Annotated in this window: 17 protein-coding genes; 7 read left to right on the forward strand and 10 right to left on the reverse strand. The window is 48.2% G+C overall.

The window, feature by feature from the left end; all coding sequences use genetic code 11:
* Positions 1-23: 23 nt before the first annotated feature.
* The 10 genes from QOX44_RS00590 to QOX44_RS18170 all read right to left on the reverse strand — a co-directional run bounded on the left by QOX44_RS00590 (position 24) and on the right by QOX44_RS18170 (position 8,134).
* Positions 24-830 carry a hypothetical protein gene (locus tag QOX44_RS00590; RefSeq protein ID WP_283680699.1) on the reverse strand — a complete coding sequence of 269 codons (807 nt, stop codon included), beginning with the start codon at positions 828-830 and terminating at the stop codon, positions 24-26.
* A gap of 14 nt (positions 831-844) precedes the next feature.
* Entirely contained in the window at positions 845-1,270 is a 426-nt protein-coding gene (locus QOX44_RS00595; protein ID WP_283680700.1) for a DUF3846 domain-containing protein, read from the reverse strand.
* Positions 1,267-2,073 carry a hypothetical protein gene (locus tag QOX44_RS00600; protein ID WP_283680702.1) on the reverse strand — a complete coding sequence of 269 codons (807 nt, stop codon included), beginning with the start codon at positions 2,071-2,073 and terminating at the stop codon, positions 1,267-1,269. The genes QOX44_RS00595 and QOX44_RS00600 overlap by 4 nt, the downstream gene beginning before the upstream one ends.
* A gap of 13 nt (positions 2,074-2,086) precedes the next feature.
* Positions 2,087-4,156: an LPD1 domain-containing protein gene (locus tag QOX44_RS00605; protein WP_283680703.1), complete on the reverse strand. Its 2,070-nt coding sequence runs from the start codon at positions 4,154-4,156 to the stop codon at positions 2,087-2,089.
* Positions 4,157-4,405, reverse strand: coding sequence for a hypothetical protein (locus QOX44_RS00610; protein WP_283680704.1), 249 nt, complete (start codon positions 4,403-4,405; stop codon positions 4,157-4,159). It abuts the gene before it with no gap.
* On the reverse strand, positions 4,402-5,178 hold the full coding sequence (locus tag QOX44_RS00615; RefSeq protein WP_283680706.1) for a DUF6674 family protein: 777 nt from the start codon (positions 5,176-5,178) through the stop codon (positions 4,402-4,404). The genes QOX44_RS00610 and QOX44_RS00615 overlap by 4 nt, the downstream gene beginning before the upstream one ends.
* A complete protein-coding gene (locus tag QOX44_RS00620; protein ID WP_283680707.1) occupies positions 5,141-5,461 on the reverse strand; it encodes a helix-turn-helix domain-containing protein in 321 nt (106 codons plus the stop codon). Before QOX44_RS00620 ends, QOX44_RS00615 begins: the two co-directional genes overlap by 38 nt.
* A 12-nt stretch (positions 5,462-5,473) precedes the next feature.
* Complete coding sequence (locus tag QOX44_RS00625) at positions 5,474-6,454, reverse strand: toprim domain-containing protein (protein WP_283680708.1); 981 nt, start codon at positions 6,452-6,454, stop codon at positions 5,474-5,476.
* 237 nt (positions 6,455-6,691) lie between these two features.
* Positions 6,692-7,573, reverse strand: a complete 882-nt coding sequence (locus QOX44_RS00630) for a DUF6017 domain-containing protein (RefSeq protein WP_283680709.1) — start codon at positions 7,571-7,573, stop codon at positions 6,692-6,694.
* Positions 7,574-7,615: 42 nt separating this feature from the next.
* Entirely contained in the window at positions 7,616-8,134 is a 519-nt protein-coding gene (locus QOX44_RS18170) for a DUF5720 family protein (protein WP_087182604.1), read from the reverse strand.
* A gap of 263 nt (positions 8,135-8,397) precedes the next feature.
* On the opposite strand from QOX44_RS18170, the gene QOX44_RS00640 reads away from it, so the two are divergent.
* The 7 genes from QOX44_RS00640 to QOX44_RS00670 all read left to right on the forward strand — a co-directional run bounded on the left by QOX44_RS00640 (position 8,398) and on the right by QOX44_RS00670 (position 15,683).
* Positions 8,398-8,595, forward strand: coding sequence for a tyrosine-type recombinase/integrase (locus QOX44_RS00640; RefSeq protein ID WP_283680710.1), 198 nt, complete (start codon positions 8,398-8,400; stop codon positions 8,593-8,595).
* Complete coding sequence (locus QOX44_RS00645) at positions 8,592-9,926, forward strand: tyrosine-type recombinase/integrase (protein WP_283680711.1); 1,335 nt, start codon at positions 8,592-8,594, stop codon at positions 9,924-9,926. The genes QOX44_RS00640 and QOX44_RS00645 overlap by 4 nt, the downstream gene beginning before the upstream one ends.
* 399 nt (positions 9,927-10,325) lie before the next feature.
* Positions 10,326-12,200 (forward strand): TIGR03960 family B12-binding radical SAM protein, encoded by a 1,875-nt coding sequence (locus QOX44_RS00650; RefSeq protein ID WP_283680712.1) that lies wholly within the window; start codon positions 10,326-10,328, stop codon positions 12,198-12,200.
* A gap of 1 nt (position 12,201) precedes the next feature.
* Positions 12,202-12,909, forward strand: coding sequence for a TIGR03936 family radical SAM-associated protein (locus tag QOX44_RS00655; RefSeq protein WP_283680713.1), 708 nt, complete (start codon positions 12,202-12,204; stop codon positions 12,907-12,909).
* The gene (locus QOX44_RS00660) at positions 12,906-14,168 is read left to right on the forward strand and encodes a ribonuclease E/G (protein WP_283680714.1); all 1,263 of its coding nucleotides are present in this window, start codon (positions 12,906-12,908) and stop codon (positions 14,166-14,168) included. Before QOX44_RS00655 ends, QOX44_RS00660 begins: the two co-directional genes overlap by 4 nt.
* Positions 14,169-14,340: 172 nt before the next feature.
* Positions 14,341-14,706, forward strand: coding sequence for a PadR family transcriptional regulator (locus QOX44_RS00665; protein WP_283680715.1), 366 nt, complete (start codon positions 14,341-14,343; stop codon positions 14,704-14,706).
* Positions 14,703-15,683 carry an HAAS signaling domain-containing protein gene (locus QOX44_RS00670; protein ID WP_283680716.1) on the forward strand — a complete coding sequence of 327 codons (981 nt, stop codon included), beginning with the start codon at positions 14,703-14,705 and terminating at the stop codon, positions 15,681-15,683. The genes QOX44_RS00665 and QOX44_RS00670 overlap by 4 nt, the downstream gene beginning before the upstream one ends.
* Positions 15,684-15,690 lie beyond the last annotated feature (7 nt).

The following is a 15,690-nucleotide window of genomic DNA, read 5'->3' on the forward strand; positions in this document are numbered from 1 at the left end:
ATGATATATATAATAAGTAGAAATCACCGGACCTCCGTTTGGAGGGTTTGCTGCCGGGGCGTCTTTTCAAAGTCTTTGGCCGCCTGCGCCACCTGCACACGGGCGTGGTCGAGAAACATTTTCAGCATGGATCGGGGGGAATCCCTTTCCACCAGTTCACCGGTCATGCCGCTGCACGCGTCAGGCAGGTAATCCTCAATGCCTTTTAAGGCTTCCTCGTTACTGCCGATAAAGCCCCAGCAGCTATCCTCCAGCTCGCCGTCTTTATACAGTTCAAAACCATACGCCTCGCCGCGAAGGTAGGAATCGTAATATTCCACCTCGCCGCGCATACGGTCCTCCGCCTTCTTCCGGGTAGCGGCAGTGAAGGTCTTGCCGCCAAACTCCCGGAGGGCATCTTCCTTGGAGGCGTAGATCCATCCGACCTGCCCGCTGTCCCAGGGGCAGGAAAAGCCCGTGGTATTCATGGTAATGCCGCTGTGGTCGTAAAGATACAGCGGCAGCATAAGGAATTTCTGTGAGATCACCTTCATCAGCCGTTCATCCACCTCACGCTCATAGGACGGAGAACCAAAAGGGGCTTTGATTTTGTAATTCATCAGGTCCAGCGCCCGTTCATAACGATGGGCGCCCCGTTCATCGTCACCCACTGTTTTCAGGTAAAGGTCCCGGAGAAAGTCATCTTTATCTATGTAATTGTGATGGTCGCCCAGATGATAGCGCCGGTGGAAGCAGACCATTTTCCCGAAATTATCATCCTCACGGGGATTGAACGGGTCATCGTCCGGCTGGATCACCAGCACATACGGGCCGCGTGTCGCTGTCAGCATCTTTGGCCTCCTTCCTAAAGCTCCGGCCTGGATTTATGGGGCGGCTTCTGTGTCCTCTCTTTATCTTCCGGCGAGGGGACCGGCTGCTTGACGGCAAGGATCTTACCGCCGATCCGCGCAAACGATTCCGGCGCCAGAAATTGCTCCTTATATTTTTCCAGCAGGTCAGGAGAAAGATCTGAAAAACTTTCTTCCCCAAGCCCGGTGATAAGAAAATTACCGGCAATGATGTCGTAAATCTCTCCGGTATCATCCCGAAGCGCACGGTTCAAAGGCAGCCCCAGGAATTTCCCTTCCTCATTGCAGATCAGGGCCACAGGGTCCTCATACGGATAAACCGCCTGGATAGGGCCGTCCACCGCAGCCTGCAAAGACCCAAGCCCCGGCTCAATATCTGTTTCATGGGGGATTTCCCCAGGCTGCACCATTAAAACTTTCATCTATGAATATCCTCCTTTTTCTTATCCGGCGCTTTTAGCGGCGCTGCTTTTTCCTGCCTCTTTGCGTCTGAGAGTTTTTCCAGCACCGAAGCCCGTCCTGCCTTGTCCGAATCACGCCCCGGCGCAGTTACAGTCTTTTCCGGTTCCTGTCCTTCCACGGTATATCCGGGCAAAAGGGCGCCATGTACGGTAAAATGCTGTTTGTATTGCTCTGGGACCGGAGGGGAAATCTCCGTGAACAAATGAGAATAGGCTTTCTTCCGGCCTTCCAGATACTTCATAGCAGCATTTTTATCGGTATAGCGTTTCTGACTTTGCCCGGCAATTTTTTCTCCATACCCCTTCTTAGGGGAATTTACATAGACATCCCAGGTGACATACCAGGCAACCGGTATGCTCTGTTTCGCTTCCCGGTCATATTTCGTATCTTCCCAAACACTGCAGGTCATCTTGTAAACGCGGTTGCTGATTTCCTCGCCATCCCGCCAGCTATCTTTTGATCGCCACTGATTCGATGTATGAGCAATCTCCGGGGTCCGAAGATATTCCAGCGCCCGGTTGATGGTCTGTGTCGCCGCCGCCTGCTGTTCCCATTGTTTTGCCGCAGCCAAAACGATCTCATAGGCTTTTTGCTCCCCGTCAATGCTTCCCTGGCGCATGGCTTCCAAACTTTCCGTGCCCATGGCGATCAGAGCAGAAATATCTACATTTTCGCAGGAAACACTATGTTTCACTTTTAATTCATATCCGGGTTTTAAGTCATCCCCATAACGATAAACACGGTAATCCTTGTTTTCTTCCAAATTTTCACCTCCATCAAAGTTCCGGCTCATGGGCTTTCGTCTGCTTTGGCTCTGCCGGCGTTTTGCCCTGTCCCTTAGCAGCGGCAAGCTGCCCTAAGAGGGAAGGCTTCTCCCCGCCAAAGAGGGAAAGCTGTTCTGCATCCGTGATGACCGGCATGGAATCCATGCGGGAAGGCGCAGGCGCCGCCGGCCGGATTTCCTCTAATGTCTGCGGGTGGTCGGAATGGGTGAGAAAATGCTGCCGCTTTAGATCTGCAAAAACTTCATCAAAAACCGCATTGATGGCTTTTCGTTCCTCACCCTCCGGGAAGGCTTTCAAAATTTCTATTTTCCCATCCTTGCCGGTGACAAAAGCAGCGGCGCTGTCGGCGTGGCCTGCCAGGTAATCCGAAATTTCAGGCTCCAGTTTATCTTTGATATAGCAGGCGAAAGCCCTGGCTGTCATCTCTGTATTGCTTTCCCAATAGCCGCCGTCTTTTTCACACTCTTTGCCCATACGGACCGAGTTTTTATAAAAATCCGTTTCCACACGGCCAATCTGCGGGGGTTCCTGATCCTGCATCCCGGACAGCATACGCTCAAAAATTTCCAGCCGGTCACGTTCGCTTTTTGGAATAACGCGTCCGGTCACAGATTTTTTAAAAGCGCTTAGCTGTTCCACAGAACCGGGAACGCCTGAAAGAAATTCTTCCCGAAGGACTGCGTAAGCCTCCATGTGCATCTCGTCATTCGCTGCCCGCTTGAGCGGGGCAAGGACCGCCGAATCCAGCCAGCCAGCCGCATTTTTTCGGATACGCTCTGCCTGCGCCTCTGTCCGGGCCGCGGCCTGCTCCGGCGTTTCCGGCTTATATTTCATAGTTTCAATCAGCTTCTTAAATGGCTCATACAGGCGGGATTGTTCGGAAAGGAATCCTTTTGCCCCCATTTTCACGCCCAGGTAATCATCCAGGCCATGCCACCACTCATGCGCCAGGGAACCAGCCCCGTGCATCTTGGTAAGGTTAATGACCTTCCGCAGCGGTTCGTAGTGGGCGGCGGCGTTGCCGCTGCCGCGGGCGCCAAAGGCAATCGAGAGTGTTCCCTGGTAGGAAATATCTTTTTCGCTGATCTTAAGGACAGCCGCCAGGTCTTTGAGGGCGTCAAACCCCATGTTCAGAGAAGTGCGCCGATCATTCTGCGTCATCCAGTTCCCAAATTCACCACCGCGGAAAGCAAAGGCGTCAAGATAATCCTGCCCGATCACATCACGATTTCCGCGGTAATCCGGGCCAGTGCGCCGGACGCGGGAAAGCTGCTGCGGGACAAACCGCTGTTTTCCGCTGGCTCCGCGCTGCCGGGCAAGATCCTGTACCCATTTCAGGGCTTCCTCACGGGTGGCAAAGTTCGTTTTCAGGATCGCATAGCCTTTTGTGACATAGTAGGTATCAGGAAGCCAGTCATTATTCTTTGAGTAGGCCCTTTTGCCGTCATTGAACCGGATCTCATAGCCGCGGGGAATCTTTTGTTCAGCGGGAACGCCAAACTGCTTCTTTACGGCCCCCTGGACGATTCTTCTTTCAAAGTCCCGTTCCCCGCGGAAGTACAAGGCATTTACCAGCTTATCGGTAATGACCGGATTATCCCGGCCCTTTTGGGTGGCCCGGATATAACCGCCGCCGATCCCATGGGAAATACGCTCGCAGTAACCGCCGTCAATAATAAGGGCGTCGAATACATCCATGGCATCCTGTACTGTCTGAACCTTTTCAACGGCTTCCTGTACCTGCCGGACGGTTGCGATATATTCTTTCTGCCGCGCCAGGCGCTTTTCCGGCGTATCATCAGAACGCAGATACCGCGGGGAGGCGTTCAGGCTGTCACGCACTACTTTCCGAAAATACAGAATGTCCACCGGAACACCGGATTGAATCAAGGCGTTATAATCCGGCTTTTTCCAGACATTATCTTTTTTCACATACTTTTCGGCCTCGCGCTCATTCATCCCCAGCAGGTCATCCACATACAGCCCGCGGGCAGCCCAAAGGTCTTTTTTAGCGCCGCCGATCTTTTCACCAAAATCTTCATGCACAATTTCCTTCGCCAACTAAAACCACCACCTCCTTATCACGGTTTTCGTATATGCTTTTGCCTCAAAGACATAAGAAAAGGCGCAAGGTCTGCCTAAAAGGTAAGCCAGCGCCCGGTTCCATTCCTCTACGGGAAAGGCACGGTTATCTACTTCAAGAAGCGCCTGCAAAGATAACAGCGGGCACCAGTCCCGCAGATCTGGAAAGGACACCCCTAACCGTCTTGCGATTGTATCTAATAAATCAGTATTTGTACGCATCATCATAATTCCACCCGGTCCGCCGCCTTAACCGGCGCCTCCTTTTTTGCCGCAGGCTGTACCTTTTCACTATTTTCCTGCATGGCCTTCAAAACGGATGGCCTGCGCTCTGAGGATTCCTGTAAACGGTCCAGACTGCCGATAGCTTTTTCAATATTCCGCTTTGCGGCGGTCATACAGGCCCGGTTGACTTTGTACGGTGCGGCAATCACTTTAGACAGTCTGCCGGGGGCTTTAGGCTCCTGCACCGGTTCTTTCCCTATCAGGGTCCGGCCCATATTCTTCAAATGCCTGCCCGCCTGGTGATACTCCGCAGCAAAATTCTGGATTTTGGAGACAGCGTTATCGTCAATACGGATGCTGGCGTCTGCCGCCTTTTTGATCCCCTCCAGCAGCGGCTTGATGTGAAAAAAGCGGGAAAGGCCATCCAGGGCAGCCGTACCATGTTTCTTAAAGGCAGCAAGGGCTTCTTTACACCCTCCAATTATGAGCTTCTTTAGTTCTGACAATTTCCGGCTCATATTAGAAATGTTCTGTTCCAACGCTTTACAGCTTCTTTGCAGAACAGCTTTCAGGGAGCGGTTCTGCACCTGCAAAAGCTCCTGGCGCATGGTTCTCAATTCCTCTACGGCCTCGGCCAGCCGGTTTTCCAGCTCGCCTACATGGGCAACCATTTCAGCAAAATCCCTGCCGCTTGGGGAAGGATTCTCTTTCAGAACGGCCAGCAGTTCTTTTACATATTCATTTTCTGCAAGAAGCTGTTTGTTCCTTCGTTTCACTCGTCCGGCGTCCTCCTTTCTCCGGGCAGCTTTCCCCGGCAATCTTACTTACGATTTCCGGCCCGGATTCATAAATCTGCATCAGCCTCCGGGCCATGCCGCAGGGATGGGCAGCGCCCGTTGTCCAAAGGCGCACCGTGGAAGGGGTGACATTCATCAGCAGGGCGAAGGCTTTTTCATTGGTTTCCAGCTTTTTCATCAAAGCCTTAACCATGGACGGGCTGTACTCCGGGCAGCGGGCAGCCCCGGCGATTACCTGAATCGCGGATTTGTCGTTATTCATTGGGTTTTCCTCCTAAATTGAAACAGCCGCCTGTTTCTGGCGGCTGGCGTATTTTTCTTCGCGGATCGCTTGAAGCGTGCGCTGTAATTTCTCATTGTAGTCTTTCCCGCTGCGGGGAGGATTGACAGACACCCGGATTTTTGAAAACCTCTGGTCTGATTTCAACAGTGCCTTGATTTTCCGGGCGTTGACCCGGCCCGCAAGGTCATTGTCCAAGTAGAGGGCAACACGGGTAATCTCCGGGTGGCGTTCCAGGAAAGCGACCAGGGCCACAGGGGAGGTCCCACCCAGGGAAAGCCGGTAGCCATTCCATTGCCAGCCCTCCAGCTTTTGGAGCGTAGCATGGGAGAGGGCGTCAATCGGGGCCTCGAAAACCGCCAGATGGCGGCTGCCCGGCTGATCCGGCGGGTAGCAGAAGCTAAACCGCTTATCACTGCCGCTGATGTCCTTTTTCAAGTCACCTGCAATTCCGCGGACGCAGGCAAACCGGCCCGTACCGGTATCATCCCGGCCAACAAAAACGCAAACCGCCTCGTTGTTATAACGGGACTCATAGAAAAGTCCCAACTGCATACACCGTCTGATGATGTCCGAATGGACTCCCCGGCGTTGGAGATAAGAAACAGCAAAGGTGGCACAGCGTTTCCCCTTGGGGAGGCGGAAGGGCTTTTTCTCCACCGGTTTCCGCTGTTCCCGGCTGCCGGAAGCTGTATAATGAGAAACAGCAGGGGTTCCGCTGCCTATCAGCCGTTCCACAGCCTCCACAAAGCTGTACCCGCGGATTTCCATGAGGTAATCCACGGCATTGATCTTTCGTCCACGGCTGTTCCAGTACCAGTAATTTTTACTCGCCACATAAACCAGGCTGTCATGCTCATTATGACGATAATTGGCGCCTTCCTGTTTCAGCACGCCGCTTTCGTGAGAAAGTAGATAAGCCAGCAGATCAACTTCCCGTGCCTGGTCGATCTGTTCCTGGCTTAACTTCGGCATAATTTCAGCGTTTCATGGATTTTCATGGCGCTCGGCCTCCTTTCTGTAATTTTTTCATGTAAGTACGCAGGCAGCTCCCGTCCGTACTCCAGCACACAAAACCATGTGAAGGAAAAGGGCAGCCTGCACAATCCGGTTTCATCGTGCAATACATTTTTTCGGTTTGAGGACGCTTTTCCTCCCGCCTGGAAGCATATACCGGGCGTCCGTTTCTTTTGCCCATAAAAGCATCCCCCTTTAGCCGTAAAGATCGTGATTGACTTCGGCCCGGTAATAGCTGTCCATGGTAGCCGGGGCGTTATAGAGAGCCGCCAGCAGATAGGACTTGATATTCCGAACCTTTGTCGTGTTGCTATCCAGGCAGTCAAACACATACTCCACATGAGAGAAGTTCACTTTCAGGAAGCGGCTTTTTACCACCTCACGGGGGTAGTCATCTCCGGCAATGCGGATATATGGCCGTTGGGAGAGGACCGTCTGCAGCATCAGCTCAACCAGTTCGTCCACACGCTCATATCCGTACCTCTGAACAAGAGCCTCAAATTCAATATTTTCTTTGATGATCTCCCGGTAGGTATCTATCCTATCAATCCTATCCCTATCCATCTCCGCGTTACCATCAGGCGTTCCTCCTAAGGCCGGATAGATTGATTGATGGATATTTGATATATCCGTAATTGATTTTTCAGTAATTGATTCTTGTATATTTAATTGGGCGGGTTTTTCCTGTTCAGGTTTTTCCAAAACAGGTTTTACCTGTCTTGGATTTACCTGTCTTGGATTTTCCCGTTTAGGTGGCAGAATAGCGTCCTGCTCATCAGAAGGCACAGGTTTTTCATGGATGACATACTCAATATCGCCCAGCCTGCCATGCGCGTCACGGAGCCGCTGCCGGGTAAGATACCCTTGCTTTTCCAGCTCCTTGATCGCGCTGCTGATAGAATCCACCCCATCTTTACAAATATGGGCCAGGCCCTTAGTCGTATAGTCCCAATTATCAGGCAAGGACAACATCAACGACAGCAGCCCCTTTGCCTTCAAAGACAGCGACACATTCCGAAGATGGTGATTGGACATGACCGTAAAATCTTTTGTCTTTTCAACTCTGAACACTGCCATTTGACATCCTCCTTCCTGGCAAGTCTTTATACTGAGCAGCAGCTACAAATCTCTGTCTTTATGGTCGTAATTCAAATAGCCATTGTGTACCTTGGCATGGTTCTTTAGCTTGATAAAGCCACGTTCCTGATTCTCCAACGCTTTCTGATACCCTTCATCCGTGAGAAACAGGCGCATCTTATCGCCTTTATAGCCGACAGGGGATTCAAAAGAAAGTACATCAAAAACAACCATGTGGCGTACCTGCGGGTCAAACCGCTCCAGGGCCATAATGTCATGGCCTTTCAGTTTTTCAGCCCCGGATTGCTGCCGGGCCAGTGCGATCCGCTCGCCCATAGTGCGAGGGTAAGGCAGGTGATAATTCTTCTGGATGTCCTTCACCAGATCCATGCACTGTTCATCCGACAGAACCCGCAGCTTTGCCATGAGGCCCCGCACCATATCACGCTGCTCTGGGTTGCGGGTGAAACGGGCTGTCATATACAGTTCATCCAGCACTTTGGCCTGGCAGTCGCCGTCAACCTGAAACAACTGCCTTTTTTCTTCTTCGTTAAGTTCCATGTGAATTTCCTCCTTCTGAAAATGGGCGCAAAAAAAGGGCGCCCATCAGATCAGATGAAACGCCTTGGCAAACAGCGGTCCGGTAAAATACCGCACCGCTGCTGTAATATTCAATTTTGTCTTTTAGGTAACACCTCCCATCATTCGACAGATTTTTCGTTGACTATCAAGGTTGGAAAAGGAATTGAATAGGCAACGACAAACGCTGAAACCCTTGAAAACACTGGGTTTTTCCGTTTGTCTTTATTATACCGTAAGGGCACATGTTTGCCACAATCTTAATAGAGCAAGGTATGCCATTGGAAAATATTTCTAAAGCTATGGGACATAAAAGTGTTTCTACCACCTTTGAAACCTACTGCGGAATTATTGCTGCAAAGGAAGAAACGACTGCTTTGGTTGATTCTTCGTTCGATCCAATCAATGCCGCTGTCAACTTGATGAAAGGAGACAGCCAATGAATGTAAAAGAAATTAAAAAGCCTGAAATTAAAGAAACTTTTTTATATGGAAATATCGTTTCATGGAAATTTAGAGATACCATTACCCCTATCAGAAAGACATTTGCATATCGATTCAAACTGACATTTGTCAATGGAATGGAATATTCTATGCAAAAAGGCGGGTATCATACTAAATCAGAGGCACTTAAAGCGAAAGAATTCACAATTGCAGAATTACATGCTCAAAAATTTATTCCTTTTGAATATACAGTAAAAGAATTTTTTGACTTTTGGCTTTATTATCATATGATTGATGTAGAAAATATTTCGTACAATACTTTTTATAGTTATCGAAATATTATTTACAATTACATCTTAAAAATATGGGATCCAGACAAAAAAATATCTACTATTGAACGCAACGATATTAATGAAGTTTTGGATTCCATCAAGTTAAAGAGTCCTTTGCAATTATCTTATACGGTTTTGCGTACTGCTTTTTCTTATGCGTCCAGTCATCAAATTACATATATAAATCCGGCAATCACTGCAATTCGCATGAAGAAAAAGGCTGAAAGAAAAGCGTATAATCAAGCTATACGAAGTGGCACTGTAAAATTTGAAGGGAAACAATCCCCTGTGCTTTCTATTCCGCAAATATCCAGACTGCTTCTGACATGCAAAAACACAAAATATGAAATGTACATGCCATTGCTCTTGTCTTTGACAACCGGTTTAAGAATTTCTGAAGTAATAGCAATTAAATTTTCAGATATAGATTGGTGGAAAGGAGAGTTATGTGTCCGACGACAACTTGGTCGAAGTCTTTCGAATGCTGGAATTGGTGAAGAGCGATTGTGTACGCAAGAACTTAGGACAAAATCAGTATCAGGAAACCGTAATATACCTTTGGGAAATTTCGTAATTGAAGAATTAATTGTTGCACGACATAAATATGAATCTATGCAAAAAATGAATCCCGGTTTTCAAGATCTTGATTTTGTGTGTTTTAAAGAAAATGGTGTTCCCTATCACAGAGGTAGTTTTAATAAAACGTTCAAAGCTCTTTTATCTGAATGTAATTTACCAGACATGCGCTGGCATGATTTGCGTCACACTTATGCCACTGTCTTAAAAGAAAATGATATTAGTTTAAAAGCAATCTCTGCATTCATGGGTCATAATGATACCAGCATTACCGAAGAAGTATATATTAATTCTCCGGAAGATCCGATATATGATTGCGAAAAAGATATGACAGCTTTCATGATGGATATTCTTCCACAAAAAGAAGTCACTTTGGATATTTGCATCTGCCCAAAAGATTTGCTTGAACTCTCTTTACAATAAGGATATAATATTTTGGGTTTATATACCATTCCGTCATCTGTTCTTCTATTTTATGGTAAAAAGTATCAGATAGACCAAAAGAGTATCAGGTAGTTCAGAAAATGGAAGGATGATGTAGCTAAAAAAGCATAAAAATCCATGCCATATGCTGTCAGATATTGATAAACCATAGGATGTATTTTTATAATGTAGCTTGCAATATCGTATAATTATGCATTGTGTTGTGCAGTGGAAAAAAAGTGAATTTGTTACGCAGAGGCAAAAATCAATAAAAATACAGCGTTTTTTACCTAAAAAAACACTTCAAAAAAGTTCATAAATCGGTTTGATTTTTGAGAAAAACGAAAAAAAGAGGCACGGATTTTTTTGTTAGTATTGTATAAAAACGAAAGGAGATATATGAGAAAACTAGCTTTAAATGATGAAATATTACTAAAAATCGAGAAGCCTGCCCGGTATATCGGCAATGAGGTCAACTCGGTTATGAAAGATAAGAACGAGGTGGATATCCGCTTTGCAATGTGCTTTCCGGACGTCTATGAAATCGGAATGTCTCATCTGGGAATCCAGATCCTGTATGATATGTTCAACCGGCGCAGTGATGTCTGGTGTGAGCGCGTCTATTCTCCGTGGGTAGATCTTGACAAAATTATGAGGGAAAAGAATATCCCGCTCTTTGCTCTGGAGTCACAGGATCCTATCAGGGATTTTGATTTTCTTGGAATCACACTGCAATATGAAATGTGCTATACCAATATTCTGCAGATCCTTGACCTTGGGAAAATCCCGCTTCTTGCAAAAGACCGTACAGAAGCATGCCCGATCGTTATTGGCGGCGGTCCGTGCGCGTATAATCCGGAACCGATCGCGGCATTTTTCGATATGTTCTATATCGGAGAGGGTGAAACAGTTTACGATGATCTGCTTGATCTCTATAAAAACTGTAAGCAGGATGGCCTGTCCCGGATGGAATTTCTGAAAAAAGCTGCACAGATCCCCGGCATCTATGTCCCGGCATTTTACGAGGCAGCCTATAAAGAAGATGGGACGATCGCTTCCTTCGCTCCAGTGCAGGAAGGGATTCCGGCAGTGATCGAGAAGCAGGCAGAATGCAATATGTCTAAGGCACCGTATCCGGAGGCGCCGGTTGTCCCGTTTATCAAGGTGACTCAGGATCGTGTTGTCCTGGAAATACAGCGCGGCTGCATCCGCGGCTGCCGTTTCTGCCAGGCCGGTATGCTTTACCGCCCGACCCGGGAGAGGAGTCTTAAAGTACTCAAAGAACACGCATACAAGATGCTGAAAAATACAGGACACGAGGAAATTTCCCTTAGCTCCCTTAGCTCCAGTGACTACAGCGAACTGCCTGGGATCGTCAATTTCCTGATCGATGAATTCCGCGATCAGAATATCAATATCTCGCTTCCTTCGCTTCGTATTGACGCCTTCTCGCTGGATGTGATGAGCAAGGTTCAGGATGTCCGAAAAAGCAGCCTGACCTTTGCACCGGAAGCAGGCTCTCAGCGTCTGCGGGATGTGATCAACAAAGGACTGACAGAAGAAGTGATCCTTGAGGGAGCGGATAAGGCATTTCACGGAGGCTGGAATAAGGTAAAGCTTTATTTTATGCTGGGACTGCCATTTGAGACAGAAGAGGACCGAAAAGAGATCGCGCACCTTGCTGAGAATATTGCAGAGAAGTATTATGAAATACCAAAAGAGCAAAGAAACGGCAAGTGCCAGATAACCGTCAGCACCTCCTTTTTTGTACCAAAACCGTTTACTCCGTTCCAATGGGCAAGTATGTTCCATCCGGGAGACTATCTCGGTTTTGCGAAAACGGTCAATCACGAGATCCGTTCCATGCGAAATCAAAAAAGTATCCGGTACAACTGGCATCAGGCTGACGTCACTTTACTGGAAGGGATCTTTGCACGTGGCGACCGGAAAATCGCAGCTGTGATTCTGGATGCCTACCGCAAAGGCGCTCTGTATGATGCGTGGACGGAGTTCTGGGATTACGACAGATGGCTGCAGGCTTTTGATGACTGCGGCATTGATATGGACTTTTATACTGTGCGCGAGCGCAGCACAGAGGAAATATTCCCATGGGACTTTATCCATATCGGAGTAACCAAAAAATTCCTGCTGCATGAGTGGGAGCGTGCGAAACGCGCAGAAGTAACACCAAACTGCCGCATGAACTGTTCCGGCTGCGGCGCAGCCAGATACGGCGTAGGTGTATGCACAGAAAAAAGAGGAGGCGCCGAATAATATGAAGGTACGGGTAAAATTTGAAAAATACGGGATCATGAAATTTATCGGGCACCTCGATATCATGCGCTATTTTCAAAAAGCGATCCGCAGGGCGGGGATTGATATTGCATACTCAGAAGGCTTAAGCCCGCATATGATCATGTCATTTGCAGCGCCGCTTGGCGTTGGGATCACCAGTGAAGCAGAATATATGGATATTGAGCTTCGCACGCCCATATCAAGTGCAGCTGCCATCGCCGCGCTCAACCGCACCGGCGCAGAAGGAATACAGGTAACCGGGTTTTATCAGATCCCCGACGGCAAAGCAAATAAGGCGATGACGCTTGTAGCTGCTGCCGATTATAAGCTGCGCTTTCGCAGGGGCTATGAGCCGAAGGGAGACTGGCAGTCCGGCATTTCTCACTTTTATGCCAAGGACAGTATCCCGGTAATAAAAAAGACAAAGAAATCGGAAAAAGAGATAGATCTGCGCCCGCTGATCTATGAGATGCGGGTTCACGCAGGCACTGTTTTTATGAAGCTTTCAGCCGGAAGCGTAGCGAACGTAAAGCCCGAGCTTGTCATGGACACGTACCTCAAAACACTTGGGCTTGAGGCAGATCCGTTTGCATATGAGATCCACCGCTGTGAGATTTATGCAGACACGGGGACAGAAGGCACACGCAGACTTGTGCCGCTTTGTGATCTGGGAGAAGAGATCCTATGAATAAAAAAAGCTATCTGATCACCCGGATGGACGGATACATCTGTTCATTTTTAATGCAGGATGGCCGGGCAGTAGAGATACACCGCGATTCTTTTGTTGCGGATGACGCCACAGAAACGTCTCCGAATGCTGCTTTACAGACTGCACATGAGGATGATAAAAATCTCTGCATCGGAGATATTTACATCGGGAAAATAAAAAATATCGCCCGGCAGATCGGCGCCGCTTTTGTGGAAGTATCCCCCGGAAAGGTCTGTCATCTGTCACTTCGCGATGCAGTACATCCTGTTTTTACAAAAAAGGGAAGCTCTGCACAGCCGCAGGAGGGAGATGAACTTCTCGTACAGATCAGCCGGGACAGCATAAAATCAAAGTATCCTTCTGTCACTACAAATCTCACGCTGCATGGAAAATACGTCCTCCTGACGACCGGAAACACCAGACTGTCTGTGTCAGCAAAGCTTAATCAGACAGAAAAGACCAGACTGCTTGAAGTGATAAACGAAATTCTGGGCAGACAGACCTCTGAAGCGTGCCAGAAAGACGGAGATACATACGGCTGGCTCGTGCGCACCAATGCAAAAGAAGCGTCAGATGAGCGGATCAGAGACGATGTGCTCCGGCTGAAGGCGCAAGGTGACAGGCTGATCGCACAGGCGCGGTATCGGACCTGTTTTTCCTGTCTGCTGCGTACGCCGCCGCGCTATCTGACACGTCTGCAGGATCTGTACAGCACAGAAGCAGACGCGATCCTGACCGATGATGAGGTGCTTTTTACACAGATCAAAGAGTACCTCTCTCAATATCAGCCGGAGGATCTGGGCAAGCTGCAGCTTTATAAAGATCATCTGCTCCCCATGCAGAAGCTGTATGCGCTGGAACGGCAGCTTTCTATGGCACTTTCCGAGAAGGTCTGGCTGAAATCCGGCGGCTATCTCGTGATCCAGCCCACAGAAGCCCTGACAGCCATTGATGTCAATACTGGAAAATGCAGCGGCGGAAAAAATCAGGAGGCTACTTTTTTGAAGATCAACAAAGAAGCTGCCGTAGAGATCGCACGCCAGCTCCGGCTGCGCAATTTAAGCGGAATCATTATTGCAGATTTTATTAATATGAAATCAAAGGAAGCGCAAAAGGAGCTGCTGCATTTGCTGGACGTCCAGTTGAAGCAGGATCCGATTCCGACGGCGCTCATTGATATGACAAAGCTTTCTCTTGTCGAGATCACAAGGATGAAACGCGAAAAACCGCTTGCATAAAAAAGAAAATGCCACAAAGCACCCTGCCTTCAGGAATAGCTTTCTGGTATTTTCTTTTTTATTGATTTTCTTCTTGACATACTATGCAATAAATAGTATATATAATATAGTATTTATTGCATAGTATTGCAGGATCACAGGCAGTGCTTCACTGCTGAAAGGAGGAATTTTCATGGATGTACAGCGAAAGAAGGGGATTCTTGAGGTCTGTGTCCTCGCCGTGTTAAAACGCGGACCGTCATACGGATATATGATCGTCCGGGATTTAGAGGACAGTATTGAAATATCTGAGTCTACACTTTATCCCATCTTAAAACGGCTTGAGCAAAACGGCAGTCTCCAAACGTACCGTCAGGCCTACAATGGAAGAATGCGGAAATATTATCAGCTTACTGAAGTGGGGCAGCAAAAAATTGAACAGTTTCTTGATGAGTGGGAGGAGATGCAAAATCTATACCACTTTGTAAAAGAACATAATGCGGCAGCTCCTGTTCCCGCAGATGAGCCTGTACCGCAGCAGGAGGAGGCAGAAATATGAAAAAGGAAGAGTATTTACGGAATTTAAAATTTCAGCTGATCGATTTTCCCGGTGAAGATCTTTCTCAGATTGAGGATTTTTATGAAGAACTGATTCTTGACGGTATTGAGCAGGGATATACAGAGGAAGAGATTATTTCCAAAATGGAAGCCCCGGAGGAAGTCGCATCGAAAATCCGTGCAGAGTACGGAGGGATCGTTGTATACACAGCCAAAGCACAGAGCAAAAACGCATGCGGTTACGAATCATCTGAACTGATCCATACGGTCCGTGTCGAGACAAACAACTTGAGAATCCGGGTCAAAACAACGCAGGACGGTCCGGTCCGCGTATTTTTCAAACCGAGAGAGGGGCAGGATCAGGTTACCTTTACCGAGGAAAATGGAATATTCCACTTTCATCATGAATTAAAGGGAAAGGTACCGCTTCATGTGAACCTGCTGAATCTTTTCAAAGACTTCAATATCCTGGTCCTCGAGCTTCCGGTCAGCTTTGCCGGCGCCCTCCTTTTACAGACGACAAATGGCAGTATCCGGGTGGCAGGTCTTGGCAACCTTGACTCCGCAAAAATCAGCAGCAGCAATGGCATGATCCGTATCGAAAACAGCAGTATCCATCAGCTGGAGGTTCAGTCAAATAACGCCAAGATCGAGCTTTCTAATGTGCGGGGCGATACACTGGAAGCAGCGGCAGGAAACGGGCTTATTACGGCAAAAGAATGCCGCTTCGACGGGCTTTTCTCCCTTCAGACACAAAACGGGGCAGTGACAGGACGGAACATTATCAGCGACCGCCTCCTGCTCCAGACGAGCAACGGCTTTGTCACGGCAGCAGTGATCGGTAATCCGAATGATTACAATATTAACAGTACGACCAACAACGGTTTTAACAATCTGGACAATGTATTTGACCCATCCAGGCCGAAATCCCTGACTGCAAAAACACACAATGGCCGGATACAGGTAGAGTTTATATGATACCGAA

This window comes from Parablautia sp. Marseille-Q6255 (assembly GCF_951230155.1).
In the GTDB taxonomy this organism is placed as follows: domain Bacteria; phylum Bacillota; class Clostridia; order Lachnospirales; family Lachnospiraceae; genus Choladousia.

Bases quoted from the DNA above. Each gene is read 5' to 3' on its own strand.
- QOX44_RS00590 (WP_283680699.1), bottom strand. From the start codon at position 830: ATGCTGACAGCGACACGCGGCCCGTATGTGCTGGTGATCCAGCCGGAC.
- QOX44_RS00595 (WP_283680700.1), bottom strand. From the start codon at position 1,270: ATGAAAGTTTTAATGGTGCAGCCTGGGGAAATCCCCCATGAAACAGAT.
- QOX44_RS00610 (WP_283680704.1), bottom strand. From the start codon at position 4,405: ATGATGATGCGTACAAATACTGATTTATTAGATACAATCGCAAGACGG.
- QOX44_RS00620 (WP_283680707.1), bottom strand. From the start codon at position 5,461: ATGAATAACGACAAATCCGCGATTCAGGTAATCGCCGGGGCTGCCCGC.
- QOX44_RS00625 (WP_283680708.1), bottom strand. From the start codon at position 6,454: ATGCCGAAGTTAAGCCAGGAACAGATCGACCAGGCACGGGAAGTTGAT.
- QOX44_RS00630 (WP_283680709.1), bottom strand. From the start codon at position 7,573: ATGGCAGTGTTCAGAGTTGAAAAGACAAAAGATTTTACGGTCATGTCC.
- QOX44_RS18170 (WP_087182604.1), bottom strand. From the start codon at position 8,134: ATGGAACTTAACGAAGAAGAAAAAAGGCAGTTGTTTCAGGTTGACGGC.
- QOX44_RS00640 (WP_283680710.1), top strand. From the start codon at position 8,398: ATGTTTGCCACAATCTTAATAGAGCAAGGTATGCCATTGGAAAATATT.
- QOX44_RS00645 (WP_283680711.1), top strand. From the start codon at position 8,592: ATGAATGTAAAAGAAATTAAAAAGCCTGAAATTAAAGAAACTTTTTTA.
- QOX44_RS00650 (WP_283680712.1), top strand. From the start codon at position 10,326: ATGAGAAAACTAGCTTTAAATGATGAAATATTACTAAAAATCGAGAAG.
- QOX44_RS00655 (WP_283680713.1), top strand. From the start codon at position 12,202: ATGAAGGTACGGGTAAAATTTGAAAAATACGGGATCATGAAATTTATC.
- QOX44_RS00660 (WP_283680714.1), top strand. From the start codon at position 12,906: ATGAATAAAAAAAGCTATCTGATCACCCGGATGGACGGATACATCTGT.
- QOX44_RS00665 (WP_283680715.1), top strand. From the start codon at position 14,341: ATGGATGTACAGCGAAAGAAGGGGATTCTTGAGGTCTGTGTCCTCGCC.
- QOX44_RS00670 (WP_283680716.1), top strand. From the start codon at position 14,703: ATGAAAAAGGAAGAGTATTTACGGAATTTAAAATTTCAGCTGATCGAT.